Below are 19,015 nucleotides of genomic sequence, written 5' to 3' on the forward strand. Positions count from 1 at the left end.
GGCGAGGCCCTTTTTTCAGCTTGCGAAAATATCTCGCAAGGGTCTGGGGGCGGGCAGCCCCCGGCGTCCGCTGTTACCGCTCGATTGCGCCGCCGGCCGCGTGCCAGTCATAAAGCCCGCCGAGGTTGTAAACCGTCTTGTAGCCCATTTGCAGCAGCATCTGCCCCGCGCCCTGGCTGCGCGCCCCCGAAGCGCAATAGACCGCCACCGGCTTGTCCAGCGAAAGGTCTTTCAGGCATTCCGGGCTGGCCGGATCGCATTTCATCTTCAGCGCCATCAGCGGCACATGCAGCGCCCCTGCGGCCTTGCCGCTCGCGCGCAGTTCCATCCCGTCACGCACGTCGATCAGCGTGATCTCGCCCGCAGCCACCTTGGCCACCGCGTCTTTGGGATTGATCCGCTCCACACGCGCGCCGCCGGGGGCCGAGGGACGAAGGAAGTTGAACATCGCGTTACCTTTCGCTGAGGGGTCCAGGGCCCCGTTTGCCCTGATGTGGTCAGATGGGGGGCGCAAATCAAGAGGAAATGCTGCATCGCAGCTAAATTTGTATTCACAAAACGGAATGAGTGATGCCGGGGGCCGTCTGTTGGCCGGGGCGCTGAAATCGCGGGCGCAGGACGAAGCGGCGCGAAACGCAGCAAGCCCGTGTTTCCCGCCAAAAGTTCCCCCTTCGTTCGCATATTTGGGTTGGAGACTCGCCCGCGCTCGCCTATCTAGGGAGGGTGGAAACGGGGGCAGTCATGGCCGAGCAGAAGTTCATCGAGGTGCGCGGCGCGCGCGAGCACAACCTCAAGGGCGTTGATCTGGATATTCCGCGCGATCAGTTCGTGGTTATCACCGGCCTCTCGGGCTCCGGCAAGTCCAGCCTTGCCTTCGACACGATCTATGCCGAAGGCCAGCGCCGCTATGTCGAAAGTCTGTCGGCCTATGCCCGGCAGTTCCTCGACATGATGGGCAAGCCCGATGTCGACCATATCTCGGGGCTGAGCCCGGCGATTTCCATCGAGCAGAAGACCACCTCGAAGAACCCGCGCTCGACCGTCGGCACCGTGACCGAGATCTACGACTACATGCGCCTGCTGTTCGCGCGCGCCGGCACCCCCTACAGCCCCGCGACCGGCCTGCCGATCGAGGCACAGCAGGTGCAGGACATGGTCGACCGGATCATGGCGCTGCCCGAGGGTACGCGCGGCTATCTGCTTGCGCCCATCGTGCGCGACCGCAAGGGCGAATACCGCAAGGAATTCATAGAACTGCACAAGCAGGGCTTTCAGCGCGTCAAGGTCAACGGCGCGTTCTACGAGCTTGAGGAACCGCCCGTTCTGGACAAGAAGTTCCGCCACAATATCGACGTGGTGGTGGACCGGATCGTGGTACGCGAAGGCCTGGAAACGCGGCTGGCCGACAGTCTGCGCACCGCGCTGAATCTGGCTGACGGGATCACGCTGTTCGAAGAAGCGCTGAGCGCCGAGCAGTTGGAGGCGGGGCAGGAGCCGCTGAAACTGACCTTCAGCGAGAAATTCGCCTGTCCGGTGTCGGGCTTCACCATCCCGGAAATCGAGCCGCGGCTGTTTTCCTTCAACGCGCCCTTCGGGGCCTGCCCGGTCTGCGACGGGCTTGGGGTCGAGCTGTTCTTCGACGAACGCTTGGTGGTGCCCGATGTCACGCTGACCCTGGCGCAGGGGGCGCTGGCACCTTGGGCCAAGTCGAAAAGCCCCTATTTCACCCAGACCATCGACGCGCTGGCGAAACATTACGGTTTCGATAAACGCAAGCAGTGGAAGGACTTGCCCGCCGAAGTTCAGATGCTTTTCCTGTATGGTTCGGGCGAGGACGAGATCCGGTTCCGCTTCGATGAAGGCGGTCGTGTCTATGAGGTCAGCCGCACCTTCGAAGGCATCGTCCCGAACATGGAGCGCCGCTATCGCGAGACCGACAGCGCCTGGTCGCGCGAGGAGATGGAGCGCTATCAGAACAATCGTCCCTGCGGCGCCTGCCATGGTTACCGGCTGAAGCCGGAGGCGCTGGCGGTGAAGATCGGCGGTCTGCATATCGGTCAGGTGGTCGAGATGTCGATTAAGGAGGCCTTCGCCTGGATCGCGACCGTGCCCGCCTCGCTGAGCAAACAGAAGAATGAAATCGCCCATGCGATCCTCAAGGAAATCCGCGAACGCCTTGGATTTCTTGTGAATGTCGGGCTCGATTACCTGACGCTTTCGCGTGCGGCGGGCACCTTGTCGGGCGGCGAAAGTCAGCGGATCCGGCTGGCCAGCCAGATCGGATCGGGGTTGACCGGGGTGCTTTATGTTCTCGACGAACCCTCGATCGGGCTGCATCAGCGCGACAATGACCGGCTTCTGGGTACGCTCAAGAACCTGCGCGATCAGGGAAATTCGGTGCTGGTGGTCGAACATGACGAAGACGCGATCCGCCACGCCGATTACGTTTTCGACATCGGCCCGGGTGCCGGTGTGCATGGCGGGCGGGTGGTGGCGCAGGGCACGCCCGCTGAAATCGCCGCCGATCCGGCCAGTCTGACGGGGCAATATCTGTCGGGCACACGGCGCATCGAAGTACCCGCCGAGCGGCGCAAGGGAAACAAGAAAAAACTAACAGTTGTAAAGGCTTGCGGGAACAACTTGAAAGATGTGACGGTCGATTTTCCGCTTGGAAAATTCGTCTGCGTCACGGGGGTGTCGGGCGGCGGCAAGTCCACGCTGACCATCGAGACCCTGTTCAAGACCGCCAGCATGCGGCTCAACGGCGCGCGCCAGACGCCCGCGCCCTGCGACACGGTCAAGGGGCTTGAACATCTGGATAAGGTGATCGACATCGACCAGCGTCCGATCGGCCGCACGCCGCGCTCGAACCCGGCCACCTATACCGGCGCCTTCACCCCGATCCGCGACTGGTTCGCAGGCCTGCCCGAGGCCAAGGCGCGCGGCTACAAGCCGGGGCGGTTCAGCTTCAACGTCAAGGGTGGCCGTTGCGAGGCCTGCCAGGGCGACGGGGTGATCAAGATCGAGATGCACTTCCTGCCCGATGTCTATGTCGAATGCGAAACCTGCAAGGGCCATCGCTACAACCGCGAAACGCTGGAAGTTACCTTCAAGAACAAGAGCATCGCCGACGTTCTTGATATGACGGTCGAAGACGCGCAGGAGTTTTTCAAGGCCGTGCCCTCGATCCGCGAAAAGATGGATGCGCTGGTCGAGGTGGGGCTGGGCTATATCAAGGTCGGCCAGCAGGCGACCACTCTGTCGGGGGGCGAGGCACAGCGCGTCAAGCTGTCGAAAGAACTCAGCCGCCGCGCGACGGGGCGCACGCTTTATATCCTTGATGAACCGACGACGGGCCTGCATTTCGAGGATGTACGCAAACTGCTGGAGGTGCTGCACAGTCTGGTCGATCAGGGCAATACCGTGGTGGTGATCGAACATAACCTCGATGTCATCAAGACGGCCGACTGGATCATCGACATTGGCCCCGAGGGGGGCGACGGCGGCGGCGAGGTGGTGGCCGAGGGCACCCCTGAAGAGGTTGCCCTGAACCCGCGCAGTCATACGGGGCGCTATCTTGCCCCGATGCTGGGGATCAAGGCTGCGGCGGAATAGGGGGCGCTGCCGCCTCGGGCTAGGGTCGCTTACCCCCGAGGTATCTTGGGAAAGATGAAAGGGCCGTTTCTTCTGGCCTGAATATTCGCATGAGGCGAAGCCCGGGGGGCTACGCCTTCTTCCATCGCTCAGCGGCGGGCGCGGCCGACGACTTCCAGAACCGTCGCGGTGGCCGCGGATACCTTGTAGATCGTGCCGTTGACCAGATAATACCGCCATGGCCCGTCGACGGGGGGCAGACCATGGCGTTTCAGATCCATCAGCATGGAATGCTCGTAAACGGGGAAGGCATCGCCGGGGGCATAGTCCGGCGCTGTGGCATTGGACAACACCCAGCGTGTGCCCTGCTTGCAAAACCGGTCGCCGGTCGCGGACAGAACCCTGCATTCGGGGGCGGTCCCGGTCGTGGGCACTTCTTGCGCCCCGGCCGGCGCCGAGAGCGCAAGAAGTGCCGCTAGTCTGGGAATATGACGGGCCAGAGCCATCAATTGACCAGTGCAGAAATCGCTCCGATCAGCGCCAGAACCTTCCCGGTTTCGCGGTCCACCCGATAGATGTAGTCGCCGCTTTGCCAATAGGTCTGGCGCGGGTCGAGGCGATAGCGCGTGGGGTCGCGGATCACGATGTAATCCGACTCGATGCGTTCTCCCCGTTGCCAGATGCGTTTCGCATGGCCGGGGGGCAGGCAGCCGTTGTTCTTTTTGGCCAGCCCGGGCGGGCAGCCCTGCGCGACCTGCACGAAACCATGGTCGTGACCATGCTTGTTGGGTTTGTCGGCCAAGGCGGCCGCCGGGGCGAGGGCGAGCGACGCCCCGATCAGGATATGGGCAAGGTGGGTCATGATGTCGGTCTGCCTTGTTCTGCTGCGATTATCTGGCCCACAGATAAAGTTTCAATCCACGGGCGCCAATTCAACGCCTGGTGATTGCGCAAGGTTCCGCGCACCATGCCTTTTCGCCCCCGCCCGGCCCGTTGCGGTCGGGCGGGGGCAAGGGCTTATTTCTTCATCGGGCAGGTGTTCAGTCCGAAGATCGAATAAAGCGGGCAGGTGCCCAGCAGGCCGGTGGCCAGCGGCACGATGCCGATCAGATAGGCCCAGCGATAGGTCGCTTCGGCGTTGAGGAAAAAGCCCGCCAGCAGGGCGAGGCCGACAACGATGCGCAGGATGCGATCCATCCCGCCGACATTGCTTTTGAACATGTGTATCTCCAGTCTTGCGCGTTTCAGGCCGCTGGGGCACGCAGCCTTGTGTGCCCTCGGTCAGATGACCCTAGCACGGCTTGGGCATGGCGTCTGTGACATGATCACGCAGTCGGGCACGGTGCGGGCTGGCCAGTCGGGACCTCAGCCGCCTTCGCTCAGCGCCAATCGGCGCAAGGCGCCGGGGTCGGTCAGCACCACCGCGCCGCGTTCGGTCTGCACCCAGCCGCGGCGGGCAAAGGCATCGAGCCTGCGCGAGACGACCTCGCGGGCCGATCCGATCTGGGTGGCGATCTCGGCCTGGGTGGCCTGCACGCGGCCGCCCTCGGCCCGGGTGCAAAGCCAGTCGGCCAGACGGCATTCCACGGACTGGAAAGAGACCCGCTCCATCAGCTGGATCATCCCTCCCATCCGTTCCGCGAAAGCCGCAAAGACCAGTTGACGAAAGGCCGGGGCGCTGTCCATCAGCGCACGGAACAACGGGCGCGGGATCATCACCACTTCGGTTTCCTGTGCGGTGATCGCCTCGGTCGAATAGGGCGCCTCGCCCAAGAGCCCGAGCGTCGTCTGCACGCAGCTTTGGCCGGGCTCGACCGCATAAAGCAGCAATTCACGCCCGCCCGCGCCGGTCAGGAACACCTCGATCCGGCCCGACAGAACGATGGCGAAGCCCTCGACCGCATCGCCGGGGCGAAACAGCACGGTGCCGCGCGGCAAGGTCTGCTGCGGCAGCCCCGCAAGCCGGGCGCGCGAGGGCGCGTCAAGCGCATCGAGCGCGGGGGTGTGCGAAATCCAGTCGGTCATGCGCCGGTTGTAGCGCCTCGGCGGGCGGGCGCAAGCACCCGCACCGCCGCATCCGGTTCTCATTTCATCAAATCGCTCATCAGCCCCATCACCGCGATGACCTTCAGCGTATCACTGTCAACGCGCACGATGGTGCCGTCGAGCACCCGGTAATGCTGATGGGCGGGGGGCTTGGGCAGACGGCTGATCTTGGCCTGCTGAAAGATCGGCGCCCCCTTGGCCGAGGCGCCGATGCGCGGCATCACATGGGCCTGAACCTTGTTCTGCTGCCGGTTTTGTTGGCGCACCGTATTCTGGTCGCGGTTCTGAATTGCCGGGACCGCCTGTTTGCCGCTGGCGTTATTGCATTGCAACTTGCCATTGGGCAGCAGGACGCATCCGGGCGGGATTTGCTGGCCCTTCGGTTGTGCCTGTGCAAACGGGGCCGACAGCCCCAGTGCCAGAACCCCCGCCATGGAGGCCAGGGTCAGTTTCGTCATGATTCTCGTCATCTCTGCTCTCCTCGAAGACTGAGCTTCAAGATGAACGTCGGGGCGGGCGATTTCCGTCGCCCGCCCCGGTCATGTCCTGCGGTTCGCGCGGATCGTCGCTCAGCCTTGCCGGCCGCGCCCCTCGAACCGCGGCAGCATCGCCGAAAAATCCATGCCGCGGCCGTTCTCTGCCTCGACGAACTGGGTATAGAGTGCGGTGGCCAGTTGCCCCATCGGGGTGTCCGCATCGGCGCTGTCGGCGGCCTGCTGGCTCAGCCGCAGGTCTTTCAGCATCAGCTCGGCCGCGAAGCCGGGTTTGTAGCCGTTGTCTGCGGGCGTCGTCGGCCCCACGCCCGGGGCCGGGCAATAGGCGTTCATCGACCAGCTGTACCCCGACGAGGTCGAGACCACGTCGAACATCTTCTGCCGGTCAAGGCCCAGCTTGTCGGCCAGCGCGAAAGCCTCGCAGGTGGCGATCATCGTCACGCCCAGGATCATGTTGTTGCAGATCTTGGCGGATTGCCCGGCGCCCGCGGCCCCGCAGTGCACGGCCTTCTGACCCATGATGTCAAACAGCGGCTTGACCGTGGCGAAGGCCGCATCCGGGCCGCCGACCATGAAGGTCAGCGTGCCGTTGGTGGCGCCACCGACCCCGCCCGAAACGGGCGCGTCCAGCGCGCTCAGCCCCGCTGCGGCGGCCTCTTCGGCCACGGCGCGCGCGCTGTCCACATCGACGGTCGAGCAATCGCACAGCACCGCACCGGGCTTCATCGCCGGGATCACCTCGGCCGCCACGGCGCGCAGGATCGCGCCGTTGGGCAGCATGGTGATGACCACATCGGCGCCCTGTGCGGCCGCTGCGGCGCTTTCGGCGCGGGTCACGCCCTCGGGGCAGGGGGCGGTCAGGTCAAACCCCGTCACCGCATGGCCTGCCTTGACCAGATTGGCCGCCATCGGCCCACCCATGTTCCCAAGTCCGATAAATCCGACGTTCATACTATCCTCCCCAAAAGTCCGGCCGCCGCGTCAGGCGTCGGCAAAGTCGATCCGCCATTGCGCGGGCAGCGGCGCCAGAAGCGCCGCGACCACCGCGTCGGGCAGCGTGTCATGCGTGTATTTCCACTGCGGCTTGCGGTCTTTGTCGATGATCTGGGCGCGCACGCCTTCCAGAAATTCGGCATGTTCGACCGCGCGCAGGGTGAAGCGGAATTCATTCTCCAGCGCGGCGCGAATGGTGGGGTTCGCCCGCGTCATCCGCACCAGGGCCAGGGTCGCCGCCTCGGACAGGGCCGAGTTGCGCCGCAGGGTTTTCAACGCGGCCGCGGCGAATTCGGTGCCCGAAGCCTCCAACGCCGCAAGGATGGCATGCAGATCCGGCGCGCCGAAGGCCGCGTCGATTTCAACACGCTGTGCAGCGAGCTGGCCGGGCTGCGCGGGCTGCCCGCCCGGCGGCAGGATGCCCGGATCGCCGGTCGCGATCAGCTGCGCCTTCAGCGCCTCCCATTCCGCCTCGGGCACATAAAGATCGGCGAACCCCGCATAGATCGCATCGGCCGCGCCGATCCGCCCGCCGGTCAGGCCCAGATATTCGCCCACATGCCCCGGCGCCCGCGCCAGGATCAGCGTGCCGCCCACATCCGGGATCAGGCCGATGCCGGTCTCGGGCATGGCGATCTGGGTGCTGTCGCCGACGATGCGGTGGCTGGCGTGGCCGCCGACGCCCACGCCGCCGCCCATCACGAAGCCCTGCATGAAGGCCACGATCGGCTTGGGATATTCGGCGATCTTCGCGTTCATCCGGTATTCGTCGCGCCAGAAGCGCGGGCCGATCTCGAAATCGCCCTTGCGGCCCTCGTGATAGATCGCGGCGATATCGCCGCCCGCGCAAAACGCCCTGTCGCCTGCGGCGTCGATCAGGACGGCGGCGACCTCGGCATCGTCGCGCCAGCGGTCCAGCGCGTCTTCAATCACCACGGCCATCTCGTGATCCAGCGCATTGAGCGCCGCCGTGCGATTGAAGGTCAGCCGCCCGACGCGGCCTTCCTTGCGGGCGATCATCGTCGGAAGCTCTGTCATCAGCCGCGCTCCGCCAGCAATGCGCGGCCGACGATCAGCCGCATGATTTCATTGGTGCCTTCCAGAATCTGATGCACGCGCAAGTCGCGCACCAGCTTCTCGATCCCGTAATCGGCCAGATAGCCATAACCGCCATGCAGTTGCAGGCACTGGTTGGCCACGTCAAACGCCGCGTCCGTCACATAAAGCTTTGCCATCGCGCAGAACTTTGTGGCATCCGGGGCCTTGTTGTCCAGCTTCCACGCCGCTTGGCGCAGGAAGATCCGGGCCGATTGCAGCTTGACCTCCTGCTCGGCCAGACGGAATTGCAGCGCCTGGAACTGATCGAGCGATTTGCCGAAGGCCTTGCGCTCGCCCATGTAATTCAGCGTCGCGTTCAGCGCCGCCTGCGCGCCGCCAAGCGCCGAGGCCGCGATGTTGAGCCGCCCGCCATCCAGCCCGGCCATCGCGTAGACAAATCCCTTGCCCTCTTCGCCCAGCAGGTTTTCGGCAGGCACCGCACAATCGTCGAACTGCACCTGCGCGGTCGGCTGCGCACGCCAGCCCATCTTGTCTTCCAGCCCGCCAAAGCTCAGCCCGGGGGTGCCGTCCTCGACGATTACCGTCGAAATCCCCTTGGGGCCATCATCGCCGGTGCGCACCATGGTGACATAGACATCGGAATAGCCGCCGCCCGAGATGAAGGCTTTCGAGCCGTTCAGAACCCAGCCCGCATCGCCGCGCACGGCCCGGGTGCGCAGCGCCGCCGCGTCCGACCCCGAGCCCGGCTCGGTCAGGCAGTAGGAGAAGATCTTTTCCATCGAACACAGCTGCGGCAGCCAGCGCGCCTTGTCTTCGGGCGTGCCGAACTTGTCGATCATCCCGCCGCACATGTTGTGGATCGACAGGAAGCTGCCCACCGCCGGGCAGGCCATCGCCAGCGCTTCGAACACCAGCGTCGCATCAAGCCGCGTGAGCCCCGATCCGCCAAATTCTTCCGAGACATAGATCCCGCCAAGGCCCAGCTCGGCCACCTTGGACCACAGCTCTTTCGGGATCGTGCCGGCCGCTTCCCAGTCCCGCGCGAAGGGGGCGATATGCTCTTGCCCGAAGGCATAGGCCATATCGAAAATCGCCTGCTGTTCTTCGCTCAGCGCAAAATCCATGGTTTCCTCCCCGAAACTTTGGAAATGAACATCTGTTTAATTGGCAAACCTTGCACGAATTTTGCAAGGCGAAGGGCAGGGGCGCTGCCCCTCTTTTGCCTGCGGCAAAATTCACCCCGGGATATTTTGACCAAGATGAAAACGCAAAAGGGGCTGTTTCAGCTTGGTAAAAATATCCCCGCCGGAGGCAAGCCGCGCCCCGCAGGGCGCGGCCCGTCTGATCTTAGTCGAGCGCCTTGAAGTTCAGCGCCACGCCGTCCTTGATCCCCGAGAACCAGCGCGCGGTGACGGTCTTGGTTTTCGTGTAGAAGCGGAAGGCATCGGGGCCGTATTGGTTCAGGTCGCCGAAGGCCGATTTCTTCCAGCCGCCGAAGGTGTAGTAGCTCAGCGGCACCGGGATCGGGAAGTTGATGCCGACCATGCCGACATTGACGCGGCTGGCGTAATCGCGGGCAGTGTCGCCATCGGCGGTGAAGATCGAGGTGCCGTTGCCGAATTCGTTGTCCATCACCAGCTTGAGCGCGTCTTCATAGCTGTCCTGACGCACCATCGACAGCACCGGGCCAAAGATTTCCTGGGTATAGATGTCCATGTCGGGGGTGACGTTGTCGAACAGCGTCGGGCCGACGTAATAGCCGTTCTCATAGCCCTGGATGTTCAGGTTGCGGCCGTCGACGACCAGCGTCGCGCCGGCATCCACGCCCGAGCTGATCAGGCCTTCGATCCGGGCCTTGGCCTGGGCCGTGATGACGGGGCCGAAGTCCACATCGGCGCCGCCGGTATAGGGGCCGACTTTCAGCTTGTCGATCTTCGGCACCAGACGCTCGATCAGCGCTTCGGCGGTGCCTTCGCCCACCGGAACCGCGACCGAGATCGCCATGCAGCGTTCGCCCGCAGCGCCCATCGAGGCACCCACCAGCGCGTCGGCGGCCTTGTCCATGTCGGCGTCGGGCATGATGATCATGTGGTTCTTCGCGCCGCCGAAGCACTGCGCGCGCTTGCCGTTATTGGCCGCGCGGCCATAGATGTATTGCGCGATCGGGGTGGAGCCGACGAAGCCCACGGCCTGCACGGTTTCATTGTCGAGGATCGCGTCGACCACGTCCTTGTCGCCGTTCACCACCTGCAGCACGCCATCGGGCAGGCCCGCTTCCTGTGCCAGTTGCGCCAGACGGATCGAGGTCGAGGGGCAACGCTCGGACGGTTTCAGGATCATCGCGTTGCCCGCGCTCAGCGCCGGGCCCATTTTCCACAGCGGGATCATCGCCGGGAAGTTGAACGGCGTGATGCCGGCAACGACGCCCAGCGGCTGACGCATCGAATAGATGTCGATGCCCGGGCCGGCGCCATCGGTATATTCACCCTTCAGCAGCGCGGGCGCGCCCATACAGACCTCGATCACCTCGAGCCCGCGCTGCACGTCACCGCGCGCATCGGGCAGGGTCTTGCCGTGTTCGAGCGAGACCAGCTCGGCCAGCTCGTCCATGTGCTGATTGATCAGATCGGCGAATTTCATCATCACCCGCGCGCGGCGCTGCGGGTTGGTGGCGGCCCAGGCGACCTGCGCCTTTTCGGCATCCGCCACGGCGGCATCCAGTTCGGCGGGCGTGGCCAGCGCAACTTTTGCCTGCTGTTCCCCGGTGGCCGGGTTGAACACATCGGCGAAACGTCCCGAGGTGCCCGCAACCAGCTTGCCGTTAATCCAGTGACCGATCTCTTTCATGCTATCCTCCCAAGGATTGTCTGGCGGAAGTTTATTCTTGCGAAAATGCCAAATAAAGGGGAAGTCTGGCAAAGGTGTTTTGCATTATTGCAAAACTTTCAAAGGGGGGATGCCGCATGGATTGGGATGACCTGCGCATTTTTCTGGCTGTTGCACGGGCCGAGAGCCTGTCCGGCGCGGGGCGGGTGCTGAAATGCGACGCGGCCACGGTGGGGCGGCGGATCGCGCGGCTGGAAGACGGGATCGGCGCGAAACTGTTCCTGAAATCGCCGCAGGGCTATGCGCTGACCGAAGCCGGGTCGCGGCTGCTGCCGCATGCCGAACGCGCCGAGGCGGCGCTTGCCGGGGCGGCAGAGGAGCTGGGCGGCAATGCCGGGCGGCTGACCGGCCAGTTGCGGATCGGGGCGCCGGATGGTTGCGCGAACTACCTGCTGCCGCAGGTCTGCGCGGCGATCTGCGACGCCAACCCGGGGCTGGAGATCCAGATCGTGGCCTTGCCGCGGGTGTTCAACCTGTCCAAGCGCGAGGCCGACATGGCGATCGCGGTCTCGCCGCCCTCGGCCGGGCGGCTGACGGTGCAGCGGCTGACGGATTATCAACTGCATCTGGCCGCGCATCGCGATTATCTGGACCGTTCCCACCCCATCGCCGGCAAGGCCGATCTGCGCGGGCACCGGATGATCGGCTATATCCCCGACATGATCTTTGACAAGGAACTGGATTACTTTGCCGAAACCGGCTGCGAGACGGTCGGGCTGGCCTCCAATTCGGTCTCGGTGCAGATGCAGATGGTGCGCGCGGGCGCGGGGCTGGCGATCGTGCATGATTTCGCGATTCCCTTCACGCCGGGGGTGGTGCGGGTGCTGCCCGATCAGATTGCGCTGACCCGCGCGTTCTGGCTGATCCGCCATGCCGACGACCGCCGCTCGGAACGGTTGACGCGGCTGGCCGAGGCCTTGGGGCAGGGGCTGCGCGCCGAGGTCGCCCGGCTGGAAGCGCTTGCAGCCACAAGTTGCGTTAACGCTATCACTGCCGCTTGACAGATTGTCGCACTCCGGTGACGCTGGGATAGAAGCGAAGCAAAGGGGAGGTTGCGATGCAGGTTTTGCAGATTCTGAAATCCAAGGGCGACGATGGCGTGGTCACGGTCGTTCCGGGCACCAGCGTGGGCGCGGTGGCTGAAATCCTGTCGCAACGCAAGATCGGCGCGCTGATCATCTCGCGCGATGGCAAACATGTGGACGGGATCGTGTCGGAACGCGACGTGGTGCGCGAACTGGGGCGGCGCGGGGCTGCGGTGCTGACGATTCCGGTCGATGAGATTATGACAAAAAACGCGATCGGCTGCGCGCGCACCGATACCACCGCCCGTGTCACCGAGGTGATGAGCAGCGGCGGTTTCCGCCATATGCCGGTGATGGAAGGCGATGAAATGGTCGGCCTGATCTCGATTCGGGACGTCATCGCGGCCCGCCTGCAAGAGTTGCACATGGAAAAAGAGGCCCTCACGGGCATGATTATGGGCAACTGACGCCGCGCTGCGGCAAGAGGGTGCTTGCATTCGGGCGCGCAATATTGTTGCGTGCCCTCACCATGTCGTGATTGGCACCCAAGGAGCACCGCGATGCGCATTGGCCTCTACCCTGGCACTTTTGACCCGGTAACCCTGGGACATATCGACATTATCCAACGCGCGCTGGCGCTGGTGGATCGTCTGGTGATCGGGGTTGCGATCAACCGCGACAAGGGGCCGCTGTTCAACCTGGAAGAGCGCGTGTCGATGATCGAGGCGGAATGCGCCGAGATCACCGCGCGCTGTGGCGGGGAAATCGTCGTGCATCCGTTTGAAAACCTGCTGATCCATTGCGCCCGCGACGTCGGCGCCAATGTCATCATCCGTGGCCTGCGCGCGGTGGCCGATTTCGAATATGAATTCCAGATGGTCGGCATGAACCGCGCGCTGGATGCCAGCGTCGAGACGGTGTTCCTGATGGCCGACGCCCGGCGTCAGGCGATTGCCTCGAAACTGGTGAAGGAAATCGCCCGGCTGGATGGCGATGTGTCGCGCTTCGTCACGCCTGCGGTCAAGGACGCGCTGATGGCGCGTTTCGGCAAGGTCTGAGCCTACATCCCGAGTCCGGGCAGCGCGCCGATCGTCACGAAGGCGCGCAGCACCGCATCCACGGCTACGGCGGCCAGGATCATGCCCATCACGCGGCTGATGACGGCCGCGCCGGTGGTGCCGATCACCCGGTGCAGCGGTTCGGCCAGCAGCATGATCGCCAGCGTCACCAGCAGCACCAACCCCATCATCGCCGTCGTCAGCGCCTGATGCGCCACTGAGAAACGATCATTGTCAGTCAGGATCACCACCGCCAGCATCGCCCCGGGCGAGGCGATCGACGGAATGGCCACCGGAAACACCGAGGTCTGGCGCACCCGCTCGGCGGCGGCGATTTCATCCTCGGGCTTGGAGTGGCCGAAAATCATTGTCAGCGCGAAGAGGAACAGCACGATCCCGCCCGCGATCTGAAAGGCGGGCAGGGCCAACCCCAACGCGTCCAGAACGATCTGACCCAGAACGATGAAGGCGGTCAGCACCCCGAAGGAAACGACAATCGCCCGCAGCGCGACCGACCGGCGATGCGCGGCGCTCATTCCCTGGGTGACGGCCAGAAACACCGGCAATGTGCCGATCGGGTCGATCACGACCCAGAGGGTGATGAATTCCTGCAAAAGCTGGGCGGGGGAAAGCAACAGACGGTCCTTTCAGGGAGATGCCGTGTTGTACCGAGCGGGCGGTGAAAAACAAAGGGGCTGGCGCTCACATTCGCGCCAGCCCTTTGATGTATCTTGGAATTTCCGAGAGTCGGCCTCAGATCAGCTTGCCCATCGCCACGGCGGTGTCGCTCATCCGGTTGGAGAAGCCCCATTCGTTGTCATACCAGGTCAGGATGCGGCACATCCGGCCATCCATCACATGCGTCTGATCCAGCGCGAAGGTCGAGCTGTGCGGGTCGTGGTTGAAGTCGATCGAGACATTCGGCCGCGCGGTGTAGTTCAGGATGCCCTTCAGCGGCCCGGCCCCAGCGGCAGCGATGATCGCCTCGTTGATTTCCTCGACCGTGGTGTCGCGCGCGGCTTCGAAGGTCAGATCGACGACCGAGACGTTCGGCGTCGGCACGCGGATCGCCACACCGTCAAGCTTGCCCTTCAGCGCGGGCAGCACCAGCCCCACGGCCTTGGCGGCCCCTGTGGTGGTGGGGATCATGCTCATCGCGGCGGCGCGGGCGCGATAGAGGTCGGAATGCATCGTGTCCAGCGTCGGCTGATCGCCGGTGTAGCTGTGGATCGTGGTCATAAAACCTTTGACGATGCCGATCTTGTCGTGCAGCACCTTGGCCACCGGCGCCAGACAGTTCGTTGTGCAGCTGGCATTCGAGACGATCAGCTGATCGGCGGTCAGCGTGTCGTGGTTCACGCCGTAGACGATGGTGTTGTCGGCCCCTTTCGACGGCGCCGAAACCAGCACCCGGCTAGCGCCGTTTTCCAGATAGACCGCGGCCTTTTCCCGGTCGCGGAAGATGCCGGTGCATTCCATGACGATATCGACATGCGCCCAGGGCAGTTCGGCGGGGTTGCGGATCGCGGTGACCTCGATCGGGCCGCGGCCCACGTCGATCGTGCCGGCGGTGGATTTCACCTCGACCGGAAAGCGACCATGGACAGAATCGAACTGCAGCAGATGGGCGTTGGTCGCGACCGGCCCCAGATCGTTGATCGCCACCACCTCGATATCGGTGCGGCCCGATTCGATGATGGCACGCAGCACGTTACGCCCGATCCGCCCAAATCCGTTGATCGCTACCTTGACCGTCATCTCAGTCTCCTCTGGCTCTGCGCTGCAGCACAATCTGCGCTTAGCGCTAACATCGCCTTTCCGCGCAAAAGGTCAATTGAAAGCTAGGGCTCTCAGCGCCAGAAGGCGACATAATCCAGAAGATCGACGATTTTTCGGGCCAGAAAAACAGAAGCGCTCCAGTCGTTGGCAAAACCGTCGACCAGAGCGCAAATAATGACCAAGGCTGCGAGCCCGATGGCGATGGGAGTGTTCATTCCGTCCCTCTGTCACCGGGCCTATGCGCCCGGATTTATTGCAAAAGCCGCCCCATGGCGCCGGCCACATCGGCCATCCGGCACGAGAAGCCCCATTCGTTGTCATACCAGGCCAGAACCCGCACCAGCTTGCCGCCGGTGACCTTGGTCTGGTCGGGGGCGAAGATAGACGAATAGGGCGTGTGGTTGAAGTCGATCGAGACTTTCGGCTCGGGGTCATAGGCCAGGACCATGCCCATGTAGCCCTGCGCGGCCTCGCGCACGATTTCGTTGACCTCATCCTTGGTCACCGATTTGCCGGCGACAAAGGTCAGATCGACCGCCGAGACGTTGGGCGTGGGCACGCGCAGCGCGGTGCCGTCGAGCTTGCCGGCCAGTTCCGGCAGCACTTCGCCGATCGCCTTGGCGGCGCCGGTCGAGGTCGGGATCATCGCCATCGCCGCGGCGCGGGCGCGATACAGGTCCTTGTGGCGGCGGTCCAGCGTCGGCTGATCGCCGGTGTAGCTGTGCACCGTGGTCATGATGCCGGATTCGATGCCGATCGTGTCGTTCAGCACCTTGGCCAGCGGCGCCAGGCAGTTCGTGGTGCACGACCCGTTCGACACGACCAGATGATCGGCCTTCAGCGCGCGGTGGTTCACACCATACACCACGGTCAGGTCGGCATTGGTGGCCGGGGCCGAGACCAGCACGCGTTTCGCGCCGCGGGTCAGGTGAACGGCGGCCTTGTCACGGGCGTTGAATTTGCCGGTGCATTCCAGCACGACGTCGACGCCATCCCAGTTCAGCTCGTCGGGGTTGTAGGTCGACATCACCTCGATCGGGCCCTGACCCAGATCAAGCGTCTTGCCCGAGATCTTGACCGGGCCGCCGAACCGGCCATGCACCGAGTCGTATTTCAGCAGATGGGCGTTGGTTTCGATCGGGCCGGTGGCGTTGATCTTGACAACCTGCACGTCATTGCGCGCGGCTTCGGCGATATGGGCAAGCGTGCAGCGGCCGATGCGGCCGAAGCCGTTGATCCCGATGGTGACGGTCATATGCGCTCTCCTGACTGGGCGATGCGGGGTCGCTCGCGGGTCCATGCGAATTCTGGCATGGCGATACCACGCTCTGCCCTTTCGGAAAACCCGCCGTTTCAAGGTGATAGCGGAAACATCGGGTGTTGGCGGTAACGTTAGCGGCAAAGCGGCGCATCCTTGTGCACCGCCTGTGGCCCGGCGGGGGCGCCCACAGGCGCGAAGAAGACGACAGAATCGCCCTTGTCGCAAGGTGAGTCGAACCCGGCCGCAGGCTGTATGGCGGGCGCACACAGCGCAGCTATGGCAGGCCGGTCCTGGCCGTGCGTCACTCCTCGTCCTCGGCCACCAGAAAAATTTCCCCCGCAGCCTCCATCTCGCGGATCGCGTTCACCACCAGACCCATCGCCTCTTCGGCATCCTTGTCCTTGACCTTGCCAAGCGCCGCCATTTCGTCGCGCAGGCTTGCGGCCATCCGTTGCGACATGTTGGCCAGGATGAATTCGACCGCCTTCTCGTCCGCCCCTTTCGCCCCCGCCAGTGCCACGATCAGCTTGGCCTGATCCACCGCACGCAGGATTTTGGGAATATCGCGCGGCTCGATCCGGGCCGGAATGTTGGTGAAGGTGAAAATCGCCTTCTTGACCTGATCGGCAAAGACCTGATCCTCTTCCTCCAGCCCCTTGAGCACGCAATCGCGTGTCGCCGCCGCCGAATAGTTCAGGATCGCCCCGACCCGCTCCACCGGCCCCACGTCAAAGGCCTTGGGCGGTGCCGCATCCAGCTGTTGCGCCAGCGCCTGACCGATCCGATGCACGGTATCGGGGGCGACATTGCCGGTCAGCGACACCGCATAGGCCACCCGGCGCGCCTTGTCGCCCGGCAGCTTGCCCAGCAGCTCCGCCGCCTTGGCCACCGACAGTTTCGACAGCATCACCGCGCCCACCTCGGTGCTTTCCTCCTGCAGGACGGGCAGCAGCACATCGGCCGACAGACCTGCCAGCCGTTCCCAAGGGTCAGCCCGCGAACTGCCCGAGGCCAGCCGCCGCAGCCGGTTCGCCGCCGAGGCCGACAGCTGCCCGTCCAGCAGCGACAGCGCCCCGTCCAGCCCCCCGGGAAAGGCCAGGCCGACCGCCTCCAGCTCTTCGCAGAATTCCGCAACCACATCCTGCAATGTGCCCTTGTCGATCAGCTTCATCGCCGCGATCTGTTCGGTCAGCGCGGTTTGCTGATCTTCGCTCAGATCCGACAGCGGCAGCTTCGCCCCTTCCGAGGACAGCAGCCGCACGATGATCGCGGCCTTCTGCTTCTTGCTCAGCCCCGGGCGCGCGGAACCCATCCCGGCGATCTGGCCAAGCGGTGTCATCTGGGCAATCGCGTTCACCGGGTCCTCCTGGTCTGCCTGTTGACGCAGCCTTGCATAGGCCGCGTTAAGACCGGGTTACCCTGCATCGGGAAATTCGGGCGCGCAGCGAAAAGGGGGCGGAAATCCCGCCCCCTCTTTGCCGGTCATGTCAGCCGTCTCAGGCGCCGAAGACGCGCTTGAAAATCGTGTCGACGTGTTTGGTGTGATAACCGAGGTCGAATTTTTCCTCGATCTCGGCCGGGCTCAGCGCCGCCGTCACTTCCGGGTCGGCCAGCAGTTCGGTCTTGAAATCCGCGCCCTGTTCCCAGACTTTCATCGCGTTGCGCTGCACCAGACGATAGGCGTCCTCGCGCGACACACCCGCCTGCGTCAGCGCCAGCAGCACCCGCTGGCTCATCACCAGGCCGCGGAACTTGTTCATGTTTTTCAGCATGTTGTCGGGGTAGATCACGAGGTTCTCGATCACGCCCGCCAGACGGTTCAGCGCGAAATCAAGGGTGATCGTCGCATCCGGGCCGATCCCGCGCTCGACCGAGCTGTGGCTGATGTCACGCTCGTGCCACAGCGCCACATTCTCCAGCGCGGGGACCACGCACATGCGCACCAGACGCGACAGGCCGGTCAGGTTTTCGGTCAGCACCGGGTTGCGCTTGTGCGGCATCGCCGAGCTGCCCTTCTGGCCCTTGGAGAAGAACTCTTCGGCTTCCAGCACCTCGGTGCGCTGCATGTGGCGGATCTCGATCGCGACGTTCTCGATCGAGCTGGCGATCACGCCCAGCGTCGCAAAGAACATCGCGTGACGGTCGCGCGGGATGACCTGCGTGCTGATCGGTTCCGGGCGCAGGCCCAGTTTCGCACAGACATGTTCCTCGACCGCCGGGTCGATATTGGCAAAGGTGCCGACCGCGCCCGAGATCGCGCCGGTGGCGACTTCTTCACGGGCATTTTGCAGGCGGGCCTTGTTGCGGTCCATCTCGGCATAAAAGCGCGCAAAGGTCAGCCCCATCGTGGTGGGTTCGGCATGGATGCCGTGGCTGCGCCCTATGCGCACCGTGTCCTTGTGTTCATAGGCGCGTTTCTTCAGCGCGGCCAGAACCCGGTCCATGTCGGCCAGCAGGATGTCGGCGGCGCGCACCAGCTGCACGTTCAGCGTGGTATCCAGCACATCCGACGAGGTCATGCCCTGATGCACGAACCGCGCCTCGGTCGAGCCGATATGCTCGGCCAGATGGGTCAGGAAGGCGATCACGTCATGTTTGGTCACGGCCTCGATCTCGTCGATCCGCGCCACGTCGAATTCCACGTCCTTCGCGGTCCAGACCGCCTCGGCGCTGGCGCGCGGGATCACGCCCAGATCGGCCTGCGCGTCGCAGGCATGGGCCTCGATCTCATACCAGATCTTGAACTTCGTGGCGGGTTCCCAGATGTCGACCATCTCTTTGCGGGAATAACGCGGGATCATTGGCGGCCTCTTCATTGTA

20 protein-coding genes are annotated in these 19,015 nt (G+C 64.1%); 4 read left to right on the forward strand and 16 right to left on the reverse strand.

Annotated features, from left to right (window positions below):
* Positions 1-73: 73 nt before the first annotated feature.
* A complete protein-coding gene (locus P2G62_RS14355; RefSeq protein ID WP_275735597.1) occupies positions 74-448 on the reverse strand; it encodes a rhodanese-like domain-containing protein in 375 nt (124 codons plus the stop codon).
* A 293-nt stretch (positions 449-741) separates the two neighbouring features.
* Here P2G62_RS14355 and uvrA point away from each other — a divergent pair, with 293 nt between their 5' ends.
* Positions 742-3,615, forward strand: coding sequence for an excinuclease ABC subunit UvrA (uvrA, locus tag P2G62_RS14360; RefSeq protein ID WP_275735598.1), 2,874 nt, complete (start codon positions 742-744; stop codon positions 3,613-3,615).
* A 128-nt stretch (positions 3,616-3,743) separates the two neighbouring features.
* Here the strand turns inward: uvrA and P2G62_RS14365 are convergent, their stop codons facing one another.
* From P2G62_RS14365 to P2G62_RS14405, 9 genes are all read right to left on the reverse strand, one after another.
* Complete coding sequence (locus P2G62_RS14365; RefSeq protein WP_275735599.1) at positions 3,744-4,028, reverse strand: hypothetical protein; 285 nt, start codon at positions 4,026-4,028, stop codon at positions 3,744-3,746.
* A gap of 71 nt (positions 4,029-4,099) precedes the next feature.
* A complete protein-coding gene (locus tag P2G62_RS14370; RefSeq protein WP_275735600.1) occupies positions 4,100-4,456 on the reverse strand; it encodes an excinuclease ABC subunit A in 357 nt (118 codons plus the stop codon).
* 155 nt (positions 4,457-4,611) lie between these two features.
* Complete coding sequence (locus tag P2G62_RS14375; protein ID WP_275735601.1) at positions 4,612-4,815, reverse strand: DUF2892 domain-containing protein; 204 nt, start codon at positions 4,813-4,815, stop codon at positions 4,612-4,614.
* 144 nt (positions 4,816-4,959) lie between these two features.
* Positions 4,960-5,619: a Crp/Fnr family transcriptional regulator gene (locus tag P2G62_RS14380; protein ID WP_275735602.1), complete on the reverse strand. Its 660-nt coding sequence runs from the start codon at positions 5,617-5,619 to the stop codon at positions 4,960-4,962.
* Positions 5,620-5,678: 59 nt separating this feature from the next.
* Entirely contained in the window at positions 5,679-6,110 is a 432-nt protein-coding gene (locus P2G62_RS14385; protein ID WP_275735603.1) for a hypothetical protein, read from the reverse strand.
* Between the two features lie 99 nt (positions 6,111-6,209).
* Entirely contained in the window at positions 6,210-7,085 is an 876-nt protein-coding gene (mmsB, locus tag P2G62_RS14390) for a 3-hydroxyisobutyrate dehydrogenase (RefSeq protein ID WP_275735604.1), read from the reverse strand.
* Between the two features lie 30 nt (positions 7,086-7,115).
* Complete coding sequence (locus P2G62_RS14395; RefSeq protein WP_275735605.1) at positions 7,116-8,165, reverse strand: enoyl-CoA hydratase/isomerase family protein; 1,050 nt, start codon at positions 8,163-8,165, stop codon at positions 7,116-7,118.
* A complete protein-coding gene (locus tag P2G62_RS14400; protein WP_275735606.1) occupies positions 8,165-9,310 on the reverse strand; it encodes an acyl-CoA dehydrogenase family protein in 1,146 nt (381 codons plus the stop codon). The genes P2G62_RS14395 and P2G62_RS14400 overlap by 1 nt, the downstream gene beginning before the upstream one ends.
* A gap of 223 nt (positions 9,311-9,533) precedes the next feature.
* Complete coding sequence (locus tag P2G62_RS14405; RefSeq protein WP_275735607.1) at positions 9,534-11,033, reverse strand: CoA-acylating methylmalonate-semialdehyde dehydrogenase; 1,500 nt, start codon at positions 11,031-11,033, stop codon at positions 9,534-9,536.
* Positions 11,034-11,149: 116 nt separating this feature from the next.
* On the opposite strand from P2G62_RS14405, the gene P2G62_RS14410 reads away from it, so the two are divergent.
* From P2G62_RS14410 to coaD, 3 genes are all read left to right on the forward strand, one after another.
* Complete coding sequence (locus P2G62_RS14410) at positions 11,150-12,073, forward strand: LysR family transcriptional regulator (RefSeq protein ID WP_275735608.1); 924 nt, start codon at positions 11,150-11,152, stop codon at positions 12,071-12,073.
* 56 nt (positions 12,074-12,129) lie between these two features.
* Positions 12,130-12,564, forward strand: a complete 435-nt coding sequence (locus P2G62_RS14415; RefSeq protein WP_275735609.1) for a CBS domain-containing protein — start codon at positions 12,130-12,132, stop codon at positions 12,562-12,564.
* Positions 12,565-12,657: 93 nt separating this feature from the next.
* Positions 12,658-13,155, forward strand: coding sequence for a pantetheine-phosphate adenylyltransferase (coaD, locus tag P2G62_RS14420; RefSeq protein ID WP_275735610.1), 498 nt, complete (start codon positions 12,658-12,660; stop codon positions 13,153-13,155).
* 2 nt (positions 13,156-13,157) lie between these two features.
* Here the strand turns inward: coaD and P2G62_RS14425 are convergent, their stop codons facing one another.
* The 6 genes from P2G62_RS14425 to purB all read right to left on the reverse strand — a co-directional run bounded on the left by P2G62_RS14425 (position 13,158) and on the right by purB (position 18,996).
* Positions 13,158-13,790, reverse strand: coding sequence for a MarC family protein (locus P2G62_RS14425; protein WP_275735611.1), 633 nt, complete (start codon positions 13,788-13,790; stop codon positions 13,158-13,160).
* Between the two features lie 118 nt (positions 13,791-13,908).
* Positions 13,909-14,913 (reverse strand): type I glyceraldehyde-3-phosphate dehydrogenase, encoded by a 1,005-nt coding sequence (gap, locus tag P2G62_RS14430; RefSeq protein WP_275735612.1) that lies wholly within the window; start codon positions 14,911-14,913, stop codon positions 13,909-13,911.
* Between the two features lie 92 nt (positions 14,914-15,005).
* Positions 15,006-15,149 carry a hypothetical protein gene (locus tag P2G62_RS14435; RefSeq protein WP_275735613.1) on the reverse strand — a complete coding sequence of 48 codons (144 nt, stop codon included), beginning with the start codon at positions 15,147-15,149 and terminating at the stop codon, positions 15,006-15,008.
* 35 nt (positions 15,150-15,184) lie between these two features.
* Positions 15,185-16,189, reverse strand: coding sequence for a type I glyceraldehyde-3-phosphate dehydrogenase (gap, locus tag P2G62_RS14440; RefSeq protein ID WP_275735614.1), 1,005 nt, complete (start codon positions 16,187-16,189; stop codon positions 15,185-15,187).
* Between the two features lie 307 nt (positions 16,190-16,496).
* Complete coding sequence (locus P2G62_RS14445) at positions 16,497-17,534, reverse strand: FliG C-terminal domain-containing protein (protein WP_275735723.1); 1,038 nt, start codon at positions 17,532-17,534, stop codon at positions 16,497-16,499.
* Positions 17,535-17,691: 157 nt separating this feature from the next.
* Positions 17,692-18,996 (reverse strand): adenylosuccinate lyase, encoded by a 1,305-nt coding sequence (gene purB / locus P2G62_RS14450; protein WP_275735615.1) that lies wholly within the window; start codon positions 18,994-18,996, stop codon positions 17,692-17,694.
* Positions 18,997-19,015: the final 19 nt, after the last annotated feature.

The sequence above is a fragment of the Paenirhodobacter sp. CAU 1674 genome, from assembly GCF_029222945.1.
Lineage (GTDB): Bacteria > Pseudomonadota > Alphaproteobacteria > Rhodobacterales > Rhodobacteraceae > Rhodobacter.